Annotated in this window: 18 protein-coding genes and 1 riboswitch; of the genes, 10 read left to right on the forward strand and 8 right to left on the reverse strand. The window is 61.4% G+C overall.

The features are described from left to right. The first annotated feature begins 111 nt into the window (after nt 1–111). The 8 genes from hisC to QZ326_RS06145 all read left to right on the forward strand — a co-directional run bounded on the left by hisC (nt 112) and on the right by QZ326_RS06145 (nt 6,024). The gene (gene hisC / locus QZ326_RS06110) at nt 112–1,176 is read left to right on the forward strand and encodes a histidinol-phosphate transaminase (protein ID WP_295742640.1); all 1,065 of its coding nucleotides are present in this window, start codon (nt 112–114) and stop codon (nt 1,174–1,176) included. A gap of 12 nt (nt 1,177–1,188) precedes the next feature. Next, the gene (gene hisB / locus QZ326_RS06115; RefSeq protein WP_295742642.1) at nt 1,189–1,776 is read left to right on the forward strand and encodes an imidazoleglycerol-phosphate dehydratase HisB; all 588 of its coding nucleotides are present in this window, start codon (nt 1,189–1,191) and stop codon (nt 1,774–1,776) included. Continuing rightward, entirely contained in the window at nt 1,777–2,388 is a 612-nt protein-coding gene (gene hisH, locus QZ326_RS06120) for an imidazole glycerol phosphate synthase subunit HisH (RefSeq protein ID WP_295742644.1), read from the forward strand. A 14-nt stretch (nt 2,389–2,402) separates the two neighbouring features. Next, nucleotides 2,403–2,882, forward strand: a complete 480-nt coding sequence (locus tag QZ326_RS06125) for a pyridoxamine 5'-phosphate oxidase family protein (RefSeq protein WP_295742647.1) — start codon at nt 2,403–2,405, stop codon at nt 2,880–2,882. Between the two features lie 71 nt (nt 2,883–2,953). Then, nucleotides 2,954–3,673, forward strand: coding sequence for a 1-(5-phosphoribosyl)-5-[(5-phosphoribosylamino)methylideneamino]imidazole-4-carboxamide isomerase (gene hisA / locus QZ326_RS06130; protein ID WP_295742650.1), 720 nt, complete (start codon nt 2,954–2,956; stop codon nt 3,671–3,673). After that, nucleotides 3,667–4,422: an imidazole glycerol phosphate synthase subunit HisF gene (gene hisF / locus QZ326_RS06135; protein WP_295742653.1), complete on the forward strand. Its 756-nt coding sequence runs from the start codon at nt 3,667–3,669 to the stop codon at nt 4,420–4,422. Before hisA ends, hisF begins: the two co-directional genes overlap by 7 nt. Nucleotides 4,423–4,564: 142 nt before the next feature. Further along, entirely contained in the window at nt 4,565–5,209 is a 645-nt protein-coding gene (gene hisIE, locus QZ326_RS06140; RefSeq protein WP_295742656.1) for a bifunctional phosphoribosyl-AMP cyclohydrolase/phosphoribosyl-ATP diphosphatase HisIE, read from the forward strand. Next, nucleotides 5,206–6,024 (forward strand): histidinol-phosphatase HisJ family protein, encoded by an 819-nt coding sequence (locus QZ326_RS06145; protein WP_295742659.1) that lies wholly within the window; start codon nt 5,206–5,208, stop codon nt 6,022–6,024. The genes hisIE and QZ326_RS06145 overlap by 4 nt, the downstream gene beginning before the upstream one ends. Nucleotides 6,025–6,077: 53 nt before the next feature. Here the strand turns inward: QZ326_RS06145 and QZ326_RS06150 are convergent, their stop codons facing one another. The 8 genes from QZ326_RS06150 to QZ326_RS06180 form a co-directional block, all read right to left on the reverse strand. Next, nucleotides 6,078–7,103, reverse strand: coding sequence for an ABC transporter substrate-binding protein (locus QZ326_RS06150; RefSeq protein ID WP_295742661.1), 1,026 nt, complete (start codon nt 7,101–7,103; stop codon nt 6,078–6,080). A gap of 79 nt (nt 7,104–7,182) precedes the next feature. Continuing rightward, on the reverse strand, nt 7,183–7,938 hold the full coding sequence (locus QZ326_RS06155; protein ID WP_295742664.1) for an ABC transporter permease: 756 nt from the start codon (nt 7,936–7,938) through the stop codon (nt 7,183–7,185). Beyond that, a complete protein-coding gene (locus tag QZ326_RS06160) occupies nt 7,935–8,696 on the reverse strand; it encodes an ABC transporter ATP-binding protein (protein WP_295742667.1) in 762 nt (253 codons plus the stop codon). Before QZ326_RS06160 ends, QZ326_RS06155 begins: the two co-directional genes overlap by 4 nt. Then, nucleotides 8,693–9,352 carry a thiaminase II gene (tenA, locus tag QZ326_RS06165; protein WP_295742670.1) on the reverse strand — a complete coding sequence of 220 codons (660 nt, stop codon included), beginning with the start codon at nt 9,350–9,352 and terminating at the stop codon, nt 8,693–8,695. The genes QZ326_RS06160 and tenA overlap by 4 nt, the downstream gene beginning before the upstream one ends. 87 nt (nt 9,353–9,439) lie before the next feature. Beyond that, a riboswitch (TPP riboswitch) is annotated at nt 9,440–9,546 on the reverse strand. 35 nt (nt 9,547–9,581) lie between these two features. Further along, nucleotides 9,582–10,169, reverse strand: a complete 588-nt coding sequence (locus QZ326_RS06170) for an N-acetyltransferase family protein (protein WP_365328541.1) — start codon at nt 10,167–10,169, stop codon at nt 9,582–9,584. Nucleotides 10,170–10,294: 125 nt separating this feature from the next. After that, entirely contained in the window at nt 10,295–10,765 is a 471-nt protein-coding gene (locus tag QZ326_RS13415) for a DUF1919 domain-containing protein (RefSeq protein ID WP_303437091.1), read from the reverse strand. Between the two features lie 397 nt (nt 10,766–11,162). Further along, nucleotides 11,163–12,680 (reverse strand): 4Fe-4S dicluster domain-containing protein, encoded by a 1,518-nt coding sequence (locus QZ326_RS06175; RefSeq protein WP_295742673.1) that lies wholly within the window; start codon nt 12,678–12,680, stop codon nt 11,163–11,165. 408 nt (nt 12,681–13,088) lie between these two features. Continuing rightward, nucleotides 13,089–13,985: a hypothetical protein gene (locus QZ326_RS06180; protein WP_295742676.1), complete on the reverse strand. Its 897-nt coding sequence runs from the start codon at nt 13,983–13,985 to the stop codon at nt 13,089–13,091. A 295-nt stretch (nt 13,986–14,280) separates the two neighbouring features. On the opposite strand from QZ326_RS06180, the gene QZ326_RS06185 reads away from it, so the two are divergent. Next, nucleotides 14,281–14,736 (forward strand): GNAT family N-acetyltransferase, encoded by a 456-nt coding sequence (locus QZ326_RS06185; RefSeq protein ID WP_295742678.1) that lies wholly within the window; start codon nt 14,281–14,283, stop codon nt 14,734–14,736. Nucleotides 14,737–15,130: 394 nt separating this feature from the next. Next, nucleotides 15,131–15,706 (forward strand): SpoIID/LytB domain-containing protein (locus tag QZ326_RS06190; RefSeq protein ID WP_295742680.1); only part of this gene is annotated, 576 nt, incomplete at its 3' end.

Genomic DNA, 15,706 nt, shown 5'->3' on the forward strand with positions numbered 1-15,706 from the left:
GCACGGCGAAGCCGTGCACCCCCGTCCCCGCCCGCGGCGGGAACCCCCTCGTCCCGCCCCGTGGGACGGCCCCAAAGGAATAAGCCCCATATTTGAAAGAGGTGTTTCAATATGAAGAATTTCCTCTCCCCTGAGGCGAACCGCCTCGCCCCCTACACCCCTGGTGAACAGCCCCGGGACCAGCAGTATGTCAAGCTGAACACCAACGAGAGCCCCTTTCCGCCCTCCCGCAGGGTTCTCAAGGCCCTCTCCCGGGCGGAGCTTTTGAAGCTGAACCTGTATTCTGACCCTGCCTGCGGGCAGCTCAATGCCGCCATTGCCGCCCATTACGGCCTCCAGAGCGCCAATGTGATCTCCGGCAACGGCTCCGATGAGATCCTTGCCTTCGCCTTTCGGGCCTTCTGCGGCACGGGGCGGCCTGCGGCCTTTGCCGATGTCACATACAGCTTCTACCAGTCCCAGGCGGCCCTGTTCGGCCTGGAGGCCAGGGTAATCCCCCTGCGGGAGGACTTCACGCTGAATGTGGACGACTACATGGATTTCCCCGGCACCGTTGTCATCGCCAACCCCAATGCCCCCACCGGTATTGCCGTGCCCCGGGAGGACATTCAGCGGCTGCTGGAGGCGGACCCCAACCGGGTGGTGATCGTGGACGAGGCCTATGTGGATTTCGGCGGCGAGAGCTGTGTGCCCATGATCTTCCGCTATGACAATCTTCTGGTCACCCAGACCATGTCGAAAAGCCGCCAGCTTGCCGGCGGACGGGTGGGCTTTGCTCTGGGCAGTGAGGCGCTGATTCAGGCGCTGAACCGGGTGAAGTACAGCTTCAACCCCTACAACGTCAACCGCCTTTCCCTGATTGCCGGCACCGCCGCCATGGAGGACGAGGCCTACTTCCAGAGCTGCTGTGAGACCATCCGGGAAAACCGGGCCTGGCTGACGGAGGAGCTGGAGGGACTGGGCTTTACCGTGCTGCCCTCCTCCGCCAACTTTGTCTTCGCCAGGTGCGGCAAAATCCCCGGCGGGGAACTGTACCGCCAGTTGAAGGAGAACGGCATTCTGGTCCGCTGGTTTGACAGGGACCGCATCCGGGACTTTGTCCGCATCACCGTGGGCTCCATGGAGCAGCTGGCGGCGCTGACGGACGAGCTGGCCCGGATACTGGAAGATATGTAAGGAGGCGCCGCCATGCGAACGGCTAACATCAAACGGGACACCCGGGAGACCCAGATCCGGCTGACTCTGGACTTGGACGGCGCCGGAAAATCCTCCGTCTCCTCCGGTGTGGGGTTCCTGGACCATATGCTGGAGCTCTTCGCCCGCCATGGGGACTTTGACCTCATCCTCACCTGCCATGGGGACACCCAGGTGGATTTCCACCACAGTGTGGAGGATGTTGGAATCTGCCTGGGGCAGGCCTTTGCGGAGGCCCTGGGGGACAAGCGGGGCATTACCCGGTACGGGCAGTTCCTGCTGCCCATGGACGAGACGCTGGTGCTGTGTGCCGTGGACCTCAGCGGCCGGGATTACCTGGGCTGGGCGGTGGACCTGCCCGCCCGGAAGGTGGGGGACTTTGACACGGAGCTGGCAAAGGAGTTCTGGCTGGGCTTTGTGCGAAACTGCCCCGGATCCGTCCACATCCGCCAGATGGCGGGGGAGAACACCCACCATATTCTGGAGGCCGTGTTCAAGGGCATGGGCCGGGCGCTGACAATGGCCGCGGCCCCGGACGCGAAACACCGGGACGAGATCCCGAGTACAAAGGGCGTGCTGTAAATGATTGCCATTGTGGATTACGGCGTGGGGAACCTGTTCTCCCTCTCCTCCAGCCTGCGGGCCCTGGGGGCGGAGACGGAGGTGACCCGGGACGCCGGGCGGCTTCGGTCCGCCGACAAGATTATCCTCCCCGGCGTGGGGGCCTTTGGGGACGCCCGGGAGAAGCTGGACGGCACGGGTCTGACGCCGGTGCTCCGGGAGGAGGCGGCCCGCAAGCCCCTGCTTGGCATCTGCCTGGGGATGCAGCTGCTGTTTGACCGGGGCTTTGAGTACGGCGAGCACCCCGGCCTGGGCCTGGTGCCCGGGCAGGTGGTGGGCTTGCGGGAGGATCTGGAGGACAAGACGCTGAAGGTCCCCCATATGGGCTGGAACAGCCTGGAGATTGCGCGGGACGACCCGCTGTTCAAATATTTCCGGGACAGCGAGTATGTCTACTATGTCCACAGCTTCTACGCCAGAGACTGCGGCAATTCCACCCTGGGCGTGTCCCGGTACGGAAACATAGCCGTCACCGGCGCGGTGCGGAATGGGAATGTGTGGGGCACCCAGTTCCACCCGGAGAAGTCCGGAGACGCGGGACTGCGGCTGCTGCGGGCCTTCGCGGAGCTGTGAGAGGAGAGAACCCTATGAGAGCCATGAGAAGAAAAGACCGGGAGGTAACGGACCCCGGGAAAATCCGTGAGATCATTGCCGCCTGTGACTGCTGCCGTCTGGGACTTTGCGAAGACGGGAGGGCCTATATCGTGCCCCTGGATTTCGGTTTTACGGAGCAGAGCGGACGCTATACGTTTTATTTTCACAGCGCCAAAAAAGGGCGGAAAATCGACCTGATCCGGGAGAGCGGCTGGGCGTCCTTTGAGATGGATGCCGGACATCAGGTGGTCTCCGATGAGATCGCCTGCGAGTATACCGCACGGTTCCAGTGCGTCATGGGCGGCGGCCCGGTGACCCTTCTGGAGACGGCGGAGGAGAAGCGGACGGGCCTTACGGCCCTGATGGAACACACCGCCGGACCGGGCCCCTGGACGTTCGGTGATGCAATGGTGGACGCGGTGGAGATTATTCGCCTGGAGGCGGAGGAGCTGTCCTGCAAGGTGCTCAGCTGACTGGTCTGAAAATGGCAGAATACCGCCGGACGGCGTTGTTATTGAAAGAGCGTATGGGAAGGAGAGGGAGCATGCAGATTTTTCCCGCCATTGACCTGCGGGGCGGACAGGTGGTCCGGCTCTACCAGGGAGATTATGACAAGATGACCGTCTACGGCCAGGACCCCTGCGCCGCGGCCCGGGACTTCCTGGCCGCCGGGGCAGGATACCTCCATGTGGTGGATCTGGACGGGGCCAAAGACGGCACCCTGGCCAATTTTGACTCCATTGCCGCCATCGCGAAGCAGGGCGGACTCTATATGGAGGTGGGCGGCGGCATCCGCACCGAGGACCGGATCAAACAGTACCTGGACCTGGGAGTGGGCCGGTGCATCCTGGGCACCATCGCCGTGAAGGACTTTGATTTCACCGTCCGCATGGCCCGGAAATACGGGGACAAAATCGCTGTGGGCGTGGACGCCCGGGACGGATATGTGGCTGTCAGCGGCTGGAGGGAGCTGTCGGAAGAGCGGGGCGTGGACTTCTGCCGCCGCCTCTTCGGCGCCGGCGTCCGGACCGTGATCTATACCGACATCAGCCGGGACGGCGCGGAGCGGGGCGCCAACCTGGACATCTACCGGGAACTTGCGGAGATCCGGGGGCTGAATGTCACCGCCTCCGGCGGCGTCGGCAGCATCGCGGAGCTGAAGGCGCTCCAGGCCATCGGTACGCACGCCGCCATTCTGGGCAAGGCCCTGTACACCGGGCGGCTGGATCTGAAAGCCGTCATCGGGGAGGTGGGGGCGTGTTAGCGCGGCGCATCATCCCCTGCCTGGACGTACGGGACGGGCGGGTGGTCAAGGGCACCAATTTCCAGGGTCTTCGGGACATGGCGGACCCGGTGGATATGGCGAAGTTTTACAATGAATCCGGCGCGGACGAGCTGGTGTTCTACGATATCACCGCCTCTGCCGAGGGGCGCAGTCTGTTCACGGACATCCTGCGCCGGGTGGCCGGTGAGATCTTCATCCCCCTGACGGTGGGGGGCGGCATCCGGACCCTGGACGACTTCGACCGGGTGCTCAAGTGCGGCGCGGACAAGGTCAGCGTCAACTCCGGGGCCATCGCGGACCCCGGGATCATCGCCGCGGCGGCCAGAAAGTACGGCGACCAGTGCGTGGTGCTGAGCATGGACGTCAAGCGGGTGGACGGGCAGTTCCGCCTTTTCGCCAAGGGCGGCCGGGAGGACACCGGCATTGACGCCATGGAGTGGGCCGTGAAGGGCGTGGAAGACGGCGCCGGTGAGATCGTTTTAAACTCCATCGACACCGACGGGGTGAAGCAAGGGTTTGACCTGGAGATGCTGGACGCGCTGGCCAGCCGGGTGGATGTGCCCATTGTCGCCAGCGGCGGGGCGGGGAGTATGGAGCACTTTGCAGAGCTGTTTACGCACCGCGGCGTGGATGCCGGGCTGGCGGCTTCTATTTTCCACACCCGGCAGGTGGAGATTTCTGCCTTGAAGGCGTATTTGAAAAAAATGGGAGTTCCCATGCGGGTGTAGGCGGTTGCTTGCCCTGGCGGGCGGGAGAGATTCAGCCATGGTGATGGCCGTGCATTCCGTGCCGCAAAGCGGCACAACCCCCGTCCCCGCCCGTGGCGGGAAAACCCCCGTCCTCCGCCAGGGGACCAAAAGGAGTATCACTATGGATATCAAGGAATTAAAGTTTGATGAAAAAGGCCTCATCCCTGCCATTGTGCAGGACCACTACACCAAAGAGGTATTGACTTTGGCCTATATGAACGCGGAGAGCCTCGCCATTACCATTGACGAACGCCGCACCTGCTTCTGGAGCCGCAGCCGTCAGGAGCTGTGGCGCAAGGGCGAGACTTCCGGCAACTGCCAGCACGTGGTCTCCGTCACTGCCGACTGCGACGGCGACGCCCTGGTGGTGGAGGTGGTGAAGGACGGCCCCGCCTGCCACACCGGGGCGGAGAGCTGCTTTTTCAATGACCTGTACCTCTCGGAGGAGCTGAAGCAGTTCAGCTATGAGGGCCTGTACCGTCTGATTCAGGGCCGGAGGACCAACCCCAAGGAGGGCAGCTACACCACGTACCTCTTTGAGAAGGGACTGGACAAGATTTTGAAAAAGGTGGGCGAGGAGTGCACCGAGGTCATCATCGGCGGCCGCAAGGAGGATCGGGCGGAGACCGTCTATGAGATCGCGGATTTGTGCTACCACGTGATGGTGCTGATGGTGCAGATGGGCATCACAGTGGAGGATATCACCCGGGAGCTGGAAAAGCGCCACGTGGTGGACCACAAGGTGAAGCAGGAGCGGATGCAGTGAGGAAGTTTTGCTCTGTCCACACCCACTCCCTTATGTGTGACGGGAAAAACACCCTGGCAGAGATGGCCCGGGCGGCCTGTGAGGCCGGGGTGGCATCCTTTGGGGCCTCAGGCCACAGCCACACGCCCATACCTGAGGACGCGGGCTGCGTTCTGCCCGCGGATATGACTGCCTACCGTGGGGAGGTGCTGCGCCTGCGGGCGGAGTACGCCGGCCGCATGGACGTGCTGCTGGGCATTGAGCTGGACAACTGCGCAGACGTCTCGCCGGAGGGATTTGACTACTGGATTGGCAGCGCCCACCGGCTGAAAGGGCCTGAAGGCCAATTTTATACCGTGGACTGGGATGCGGAGACCCTGGCCGCCTGCTGTGAAACCGCCTTTAGTGGCGACGGCTGTGCCATGGCGGAGCGTTACTATGAAGAGGTTTGCCGTATGGCCGCCATGGGGCCCACCATCCTGGGCCACATCGACCTCATTACAAAATTCAACGAGGGGACGCCCCTCTTTGACGAGGACTCCCCCCGGTACCGCGCCGCGGCGCTGGCGGCTCTCCACGCTGCGGACCCACAGGCCACCCTGCTGGAGATCAACACCGGGGCCATGTCCCGGGGATACCGGCATACGCCCTATCCGGCGCTGTTCCTTCTGGAGGAGTGGCGCACCATGGGAGGGCGGGTGATCCTCACTGCCGACGCCCACAGCGCCGCCGCCATTGTCTTTGGCTATGACCGGGCGGCGGCGTTGGCCAGGGCGGCGGGATTCGGTTGTTCCGCGGTGCTGACCGCCGCTGGAGCGGAGGAGCGGCCGCTGTAAAAGATCATATCGCCGGGGGCGGGAGGCTCAGCCTCCCGCCCCCGGCGTTTTGGTCAGAACAAAATGTTTACCCGGACATCGTCCAGCGCCGGGGCGCTGTCGATCAGCCCCTGTTCCAGCATCCAGTCGATGTTCTCCTGCCAGCATCCGTCGGACTGGAAGAGAAACGGTGCCTCCGTTGTCTCCATCATGGGAAGGAGCGTTTCCATGCTGGACCGCTCCACGGTCTCCGACAGGGGGAAGTTCTCCTCATTCTGGTTGGCCAGGAGAATCGCCAGGGCTTCCTCCGGGTCCGCCCTCATGTCGGCAAAGCCTCTCGCGCTGGCCCGCAGGAAGGCCGCCAGGGTTTCGCGGTCGTTTTCAATGGCCGTGTCGCCAGCCAGGAACACCCCTTCGTAATAGGTGGGGACGCCGTAGTCGTCCAGATCGAACCAGCTGACGGAGAACCCCTCCTCCTCCATCTGGGGCACCTCGTGGTTGACAAGGCACCCGATAGTGGCGTCCACGCTGCCGGTGGTCATGGAGCTCATCAGGTCAAATCCCACGTCGACCATGGTCACATCGCTGTAGTCCGCCCCCACATTGGCCATGATGCTGCGGATCAGCGCTTCAGACAGCTCTGTTCCGGCGTAGCCCACGGTCTTGCCCACCAGGTCGGCGGGAGAGGTGATATTCCTCTCCTTCAATGACAGCACAATGTTCAGCGGCCCCTGGACCACGGCGCCGATGGACTTCACCGGCACAGCATGGTTGGCCCGGGCCTGGATCACGTCCTGCTGGTAGTAGAGGCCGATATCCGCCTTCCCTGCCGCCACCAGGGAGATGGCGTCGTTGGCGTTGGAGGGGAAGCGGATATTCACCTGTAATCCCTCGTCGGCGTAGTATCCCTTCTCCATGGCCACATACAAAAAGGCGTGGAGGGCGTTGGGGTACCAGTCCAGCACCACATCCAGCTCCCGCGGCTTTGTTCCGCTGCCGGCAATCACTTCCGTGGGTCCGTCCGCGCCGCCGATGACGCCCACGGAGCACCCGGACAGCAGCATCGTCGCTGCGGCTAAAAGTGCAAGTATCCGTCTCATAGCAAATCTCTCCGATCCCGTCAAAAAATGTTATCCCAGGGACGGCGGACCGCCGCTCTCCCGGCGTTCTGCCGCTTCCTCAGCTCTCTCCCCGCCATTTTACAGCCCGTTTTTCCACCAGGCCCACCAGGCCGGTCAGCACCATGGCCGCGGCGCTGAGCAGCACGATGGGGGCAAACACCCCCGCCCCGTCCAGCTGAGTCATCATCCGGCGGGAGAAGTACCCAAGGCCCTTCTGAGCCCCCAGCCACTCCCCGATGGCCGCGCCGATGATGCTGATGGGCACCGCCATCTTGACGGCGGAGAAGAAATAAGGCAGGGCGCAGGGGACCTTGATCTTGCGGAAAATATCCCATTGAGAGGCGCCGTAAGTCTCCAGCAGCTCCGCCATCTCCGCTCTGGCGGAGCGGAGGCCGTCGTACACCGTGATGGTGATGGGGAAAAAGGTCATCAGCACCGATACCAGCACCTTGCTCCACACGCCGTATCCGAACCACAGCACGAACAGCGGCGCGATGGCGGTGGTGGGGATGGTCTGGGAGGCCACCACCACCGGGTAGAGGCACCTTTGCAGCAGGGGGCTCCAGTCCATGGCCGCCGCCAGCCCCAGGCCCAGGACCAGAGAGATGGCGAGGCCCAGCCCTGTCACCGCCATGGTGGCGGGCAGGTGGACCGTAAAGAGGGGGCCCCGCAGTTCCCACAGCCGCCGGAGGATCTGGACGGGCGTGGGCAGGATATAGGCGGCGTTCACCTGCATGGCCCCCAGCTGCCAGAGCGCCAGCAGGACAAAGAGGAAGACCAGCGCAGGCAGACTGCCGCGGCCAGTTCTGTTCATACATCCACCTGCCTTCTCAGCATCCCGATCAGGTCCTCCCGCAGCTCCGCCATCTCGGGGCGGGCGAGACAGGCCCGGCATCGGGGATAGTCCGCCGGGACGGGGATCTTCGCAAGCGTGCGGACCGGCGTCCTGTCCACCGCCAGTACGCTGCCGGAGAGAAAGACCGCCTCCTCTACATCGTGGGTGATGAAGAGGATAGTTTTTTTGTGCTTCTCCCATTGCTCCAGCAGCCACTCCTGCATGGAGACCCGGGTGAGGAAGTCCAAGGCGGAGAAGGGCTCGTCCAGCAGCAGCAGATCGCTGCCCGCCAGCATGGTGCGGGCAAAGGCCGCCCGCTGGCGCATTCCGCCGGAGAGCTCCTTTGGCAGCTTATCCTGACAGCCCGCAAGACCCACGTCCGCCAGGGCCTCCTCCGCCAGCTCCCGCCGCTCCGCCCTGGTGTACCCGCCCCGGATCTCCAGGGGCAGGGCCAGGTTCTCCCCCACGGTGCGCCAGGGAAAGAGCAGGTCCCGCTGGGGCATATAGCCGCAGTAGTGAGACTGTTCCGCAATGGGCGCGCCGTCCACCCGGATGGTCCCGGCCCTGGGCCGCAGCAGTCCGCAGACCAGGCGGAGAATGGTGCTCTTGCCGCACCCGCTGGCGCCCACGATGCAGTGGAAGGATCCGGGGTCCACGGAGAAGCTCAGGCCGTCAATAATGTCGAAATCCCCGCCGGGATACTGGTAGGAGACGTTCTCAAACGCCAGGGCCTTCATGGGCGCGTCTCCCAGGCCATGTCCCAGAAGCCCAGTTCATAGCGGCTGCAGTTGACGAAGATCCCCGTAAGGTACGCCAGCTCCGCCTCTGCCGCCCCCGCCGTCAGACGGTCCGTCAGCTCAATGAGGGCCTGATTAGCGGCGGTGTAGTCCTCCGAGGCATAGCCCCGGATCCACTCGCCGTAAAAGGGGTGCTCCGCCGCCCCGGGAATCCCGGCCAGGGCCTGCCCGATCTCGGCGTAGCTCCAGGAGCAGGCCAGAATGGCGGCCACGATCTCCATGGGGCCGCCCCGCTCGGCAACTGAGAGCATATAGTGGGTGTAGGAGAGGTTATCCAGGGCGGGCTGTACCGCCAGCACCTGTTCCTCCGAAATCCCCAGCCGGGCCATATAGGCCCGGTGAATCTTCATCTCCCCACCCAGGATGGCGTCCACATTTTGGGCAAAAGTGCGCATCAGTGCCGCATCCCGGGCCTTCACCACCCCCAGGGCGAATACCCGGGCGTAGTCAAAGAGATACAGGTAATCCTGAAGCATAAAATATTGAAATTTCTCCACCGGCAGCGTGCCGTCTCCGATCCCTGTGACAAAGGGATGGGTCAGGCACCGGTCCCAAATGGGACGGGCCGCCTCCCGCAGGCGCTGGGAAACCGTCATAGTCAGACCTCCTTGGAAGTTTTGAAGATACAAAAAGCGGGACATCCCACAGGGATGTCCCGCGTGTTTACACGAAACCGCCGCCCGCCGCGGCGAAAAGCTGCATCCCTACGTTGGCATGATCCAAATCAGGTAAGGTCGAGGGGTAACACCCTCCTCTCAGCCCCCTTCCGGGAACTCCCTTGCAAGCCGTAGTATATGCCGCTTTGAGGGAAATGTCAATCTTTTTTCACCGGAGGAGCTCCGGGCGGAAGACCGCCGGGAAGGATTTCACCGGCGGGGGGTCCGCCGGGTGGGGCCCGATGTGCTTCTCCATCCAGACCATGCCGTACCACCGGCCAAACTTGCAGCCGCATTGGCGGAACTCCCCCGCCGTCCGGTAGCCCAGCCGCCGGTGAAATTCCGCGCTGTCCCGCGTCAGGTATTCGTCCTCCCGCTCCGGGCAGGCGATACAGGCGTTGAGGTTCAGGATGCCCTGGGCCGCAAGGCACCGCTCCAGTGCGCCGTACAGCTCCCGGCCCACGCCCTGCCGCTTCACGTCCTCCCGGACGTAAACCGTGGTCTCCACGGCCCAGTCATAGGCGGCCCGCTCCTTGAAGGGAGCGGCATAAGCGTAGCCCAGAATCTCACCTTCGCTCTCCGCGGCGAGATAGGGATACCGCTCCAGCGTTCGGGCGATCCGGCCGGCAAATTCCCCCGGGGAGGGGACGGCGTACTCAAAGGTAATGGCGGTCTTTTCCACATAGGGGGCATAGATTGCCAGCAGGGCGGCGGCGTCCTCCAGAGCGGCGGCGCGGATGGTCAGAGTATTCATCATTGTCCCTCCTGCCGTTGTTTTCCATATGGTATCATGGCGAAGTGGAAAAAGCAACTGAGGTAATTACTATGACAATGCCGTGGCCGAAAATTTCTAAAATCCTGGTAAAGCAAACAATTATCCCGTTACCCTTCCCGTATAAAATCCGGCTCTCCATTTAACAATTTGAGAATATCTATTACTTTCAGGAAGTTATGGTGCGGCCTCATCCAATCAGCAAAGTTTATAAATTCCACTCGCTTATCATGAAACCAATTCCACTCAAATCTCCTCGAGTATATCACATTTTTTACAGTTGTTACTCCGGAATACATACAGATTTTATGATAAGGCAATTGGTCGAATGCTGCCAGATACTCGTCTTTTCTCGGCTCCGCTGCACTAAAGCCAAAGTTCACAAAAGTTCTATCTGCATTTATCCGCTTTTTTCTCTTGTTCCAATTAGCTTCCGCTTTACGGAAGTTTGGTTCATGTATAAAATGTAGCTGAACACTTGTCTTACCCCGTCCCAACTGCCCTATTGGAAACAGATTCTCTCGGGGATTTCCCTCTCTCTCCATATATAACGGCTGGTCTAAATAAAAAAGTGGATGCAGGCAAACCGGTTAAAGTTGAGTTGCCACACACCAACCAGACCGAAAGGAGCCATATCCTTCATGAGCAAGAGTATAACACAGGACATGACCTACAGGCAATGGCCGACTTCAAGAAACAGCTTTCTGTCCATAACCGCCGCACCAACAACTTGCCGGTGAGACCGCTTGACTGGCGCTCCCCCTGCCGGGTTCCTTGTCCAATTTGTTTGACAATCCTACAGAAATTGACGGCTTTTCCATTTTGCTCCGCAAAAGTGCCGTTGTCTTCCAAAATGAAACCATCATCCCGGCGGATAAAAAAATTTCCCCTGCCATACTGACATATGGCAGGGGAAATCGCGCAGTATGGCGGGAAAAGTCCGCCAAGACAGCGTTCAGCGGTTGTGAATACAGCTCTCTACTCCTCGACTTCTTTCAGCCGGTCCAGATAGGGGCTTGCGGTACAGCTCTGCTCCGGCGCGGCCCCCTTGAACTGGGCTACGTTCACCGTGCTCTCTTTGACAGGGCGAATCGTGCCCGCGCCGGCCACGCAGCCGCCGGGACAGCCCATGCCCTCCAGCAGATAGCCGTCCCGCTTGCCGGCCTTGGCCATAGCCAGCATCTTGCGGCAGTTTTTCAGACCGTCGCCGTACTCGATCTTGATCTCCCGGTCCGGGTCGATGTGCTTGATGGCCTCCACCACCGCGGCGGCCACGCCGCCGCCTACAGCAAAGCCGCGGCCCATGCCGCTGCCCTCGTCCATATCGTCCTCCGGGTTGGCCTTGAGGGCGGCGAAGTCGATGCTCGCCGCATCAAAGATGCCCAGGAGCTCTTCGAAGGTCAGCACATAGTCCACATCGGAGCGGACTGTGCGCCGGTTGGCCTCCAGCTTTTTGGCTGAGCACGGCCCGATAAAGGCGATCTTGGCGTCGGGATGATCCTTTTTCACCATGCGGGCAGTAATGACCATGGGTGTCAGGGCCATGGAGATATAGTCCGCAAACTCCGGATACAGCTTCTTGGCCATGACGCTCCAGGCAGGGCAGCAGCTGGTGCCCATCCAGGGCTGCTTCGCCGGCACCTCCTCCAGGAAGTCCTCGGCCTCCTGCACGGTGCACAGGTCCGCGCCGATGGCCACCTCCACAACATCGTAGAATCCCAGAACCTTCATGGCGGCGTTGAGCTTGGCGGGGGTGGCGTCCTTGCCGAACTGGCCAACAAAGGCTGGGGCCACGCAGGCGATGACCTTCTCGCCCCGGCGCAGGGCCTGGCCCAGCTGGTAGATTTGGCTCTTGTCGGCGATGGCGCCGAAGGGGCAGTTCACCAGGCACATGCCGCAGGAGACGCATTTGTCATAGTTGATTTTTGCCCGGCCCAACTCATCGGACTCGATGGCGTCCATGCCGCAGGCGGCGGCACAGGGGCGGTCAATCCGGCTGATGGCCCGGTAGGGGCACTGGTTATAGCACTTGCCGCACTTGACGCACTTGTCCTGGTCAATGTGGCAGTGCTTGTCCTTGTCCAGATAGATGGCGTCCTTGGGGCAGACGTTCATACAGGGGTGGGAGATGCAGCCCTGGCAGCTGTCCGTGATGCGGATCTGCTTGGGCGGGCAGGCGTTGCAGGCGTAAGGGATGATGTTGACCAGGGGGTTCTGGTAGTGCTCCTGGAACTTCTCGGCCCACTGGATGTCCTCGCTGATGGGCGTGGCGTCTCCGGCGTAGCGCATGTTCAGTCCCATGGCCAGACGCACCCGCTCCTCTACGATGGCCCGCTCCAGGAACACATCGTGGCGGTGATGGGCCACGTCGCCCTGGATCATTTTATAGGGGATCTGGTCAGCCTGGCGGGGATCGCTGCCCTCAAAGGCCAGACGGGCGACCTCCTTAAATACGGTGCGGCGAATATCGTCTACCGCGCTGTGAACTCCTCGCATAGTTCATTCCTCCATGTTCCCCGGGCGGCATCTTCGTCCCGGAACCTGTCTATGGCGCCATTATATATAATTCCCCGGACTTTTGCAAGGACATCTTCCAGGAAACGCCGGAAAACGCTGGCGTTCTGCCGCATCAGGCCGCGGAAAAATCCCGCGGGGCAAACAAACACGGCGGTGCGCCCGCTGCCCGGATCCGCACCGCCGTGTTTGGAGAGAAAAAAGAAATGAGAGGGAGTTTGTCCTCCTTGGAGGATGGGATCATCATAACCGGAAAATATGAAGAGATTCCTGAATTTTTTTGAACATTCTGTAAATATCGATATCTGGGGACCTCTGCCCGCTCCGGTTTTCTCCCACGGCGCTTTGACCTGGCCGGCAGGTTTGCTGTGTCACGCCCCGTCCCTCTCCTTAGACAGCGGCTCCGCCGTCGTCCTCCACGATCTCCGAAACAGACTGCCCCTCCGTCAGCCACAGCAACAAAAAGCCCAGCAGGGTAACCGCGCCGCCGGCGTACAGCAGCAGGGCGGACAGACTATCGCTGTCCGCCAGGGCCGCCATGCACAGCGCCGCGGCCGCGCCGGCGTAGGGGGCAAACCGGCGGCGCTTGACAGCGTGATAGGCAAAAGAGGACAGACGGTAAAAGGCCAGCGTCATAAAGGTCAGGGCCAGGATCTCCAAATAATAGGCCTGGAGCGCCGGATTCACAGAGTCCACCCGGTAGGCCAGCACCAGCCGCGCCACCATGCACACCGGGGGAATGAGCAGCAGGGCGGGGCTGGCAGTCCTGGGCCGGACGCCGGGCCGGCGGCGGCAGCAGGCGGCGGCGGGGAAGAGGCTCACGGCGGCAGTCAGCACCAGCGCCCCCGCCAGCACCCGGGCCCTGGGGGTGAGGGTGAGTCCGGAGGCCGCGCCCCAGGCGGACCAGACCACGGCGGGGCCGTCCGGACCGCCCACGCTCTCCAGCGCGCTCAGCAGGGAGGCGCCGGCCGCGATGTCCAGTGCGCCGGAGAGGGCCATGAGGAAGATGCCCATGACGGGCAGTGCCACAAGTCCGGCGTTCCCGGTGCGGAAATCCTCAGGAAAGAAGGGGCCGTCCTCATTCTCCGTAGGCAGCAGCCTGGTCAGAAGGAGCAGCACCGCAGCCAGAACCGCCAGAAGCGCCATCAGCGCCAGCCCCGGGGCATTCCCGGAGACGGGCAGCCCTGTGGCGGCCTCAAAGCCTGTCTTATTTTGCAGCAGCCGCAGCACCAGGGCGGCGGCGCCCCCCGCCGCGGCGGCCAGGGGAAGCAGGAGTTGCTTTTTCATACACAAAATCCTTTCGGATAAAAAAGTCATCTGGAAGTATATCACGGATTCAAACATTTAGCAACAATGAAAAATTATACGAAAGCGTCCAACTGGGCATTTTATCATCCGGGATTCTGGTTTTGCGGCCCCTGCATAAAATCTGCGAAGAGGACGCCTCCCGATCGTGTTCTCTTCTGTCTTTTGTGCTGTTGGCATGGAGGTCCTTCCCTTTTGCCAAACCGTTTTGACAGTCAAAACCGGCCATGGTATAATTGAACCGGCAAATCATGCTCTATGGAGGAGACCGCAGAAAATGGATTATCAAATCATTCGGCTCACAGATCAACCCGAAATAAAGGAGCAGGCCGCATTGTGGTTTCATCAAAAATGGAAAATTCCATTTGAGGCATATATGGAGAGTATGGAAGACTGCCTTTTACAAAAATCCCCGATTCTCCAATGGTATGTCACGATGGAAGGAAACCGGATTATTGGGGGATTAGGCGTTATTGAAAACGATTTTCACAGCCGAAAAGACCTTACCCCGAATGTTTGTGCAGTATATACCGAAGAGGACAGGCGCTGTAAAGGAGTTGCCGGCGCTTTATTGAGTTATGTATGCGGCGATATGAAAAATAAAGGGATTGATACCCTGTATCTTCTGACAGACCACACTTCTTTTTATGAATGTTACGGTTGGGAATTTTTTTGTATGGTACAGGGCAATGGCGAGCTTCATATGTCAAGAATGTATATCCATGGAGAATGACAAATTTTGATTGGCCGGGGAACTGTCCGTGACCGATGGCTCCCCGCCTTGGATATTTGTAAAGGATTCCGAACGCCTGACATCAGCGGCACGAAAGTGAAAGAGGACCGGCACGATGGGCCGCTTCGCCCATTGCTCTAAGAAGCCGCACCAGTTTTCCCCGGCACGTATCCCCGCGGCCAAAATCGCCGGCGGCTGCCTTGGAGTGTATTTTATTCAAGAGACCTTAGAAATCTTGAAACACAAACCGTACCCGCGGTTTGCCCTGCCGGCGGGGATTTTGGCCCGCAGGTCTGTATCCTTTGGCGGTTGGAACAGCTTCTTAAATTCCCTTCCGGCGCATAAAGTAATGGGAAGGACAGGCCCCGGCGGCCTTTGACAAAGGAGGAACCCTATGAGACGGAGAAATCAGGTCCGGCAGAGCGTCGCCGTTTCGGCGGCGCTGCTGGCGGCGCTGTTTGTTTTGCCCCTGCTGGTGGTGGCGCCTTTTCGCACAGCCCTCTTCGGGCGGGAGACCCCGGTGGACGAGACAGAGGGCCAGCCCTTTGTCAGCGGCCAGCTGGACGGGGAGTCCGCTCTGCGGGTTTTGGACGGAGAGACGGTGCTGGAGATGGACCTGGGGGAGTATCTTCTGGGCGTGGTGCGGGCGGAAATGCCCGCCTCCTTCCACCCCGAGGCGCTGAAGGCCCAGGCGGTGGCGGCCCGGACATACACGCTGTATAAGCTCCAGACCGGCGGAAACCACGGCGATGCCGCCGACATCTGCACAAACCCCACCTGCTGTCAGGCCTATATCGGCGAGGAGCGGGCCAGGGCCAACTGGGGCGAGAACGCCGGCGCCTATGAGAAAAAGATCGAAGAGGCCGTGGCGGGCACCGACGGGCAGGTGATCCTCTACGGCGGCGTGCCGATCCTGGCGGTGTTCCACTCCTCCTCCGCGGGGCTGACCCGGGCGGCGGGGGAGGTGTGG

It is taken from the genome of uncultured Oscillibacter sp., assembly GCF_910587525.1.
In the GTDB taxonomy this organism is placed as follows: Bacteria; Bacillota; Clostridia; order Oscillospirales; family Oscillospiraceae; genus Oscillibacter.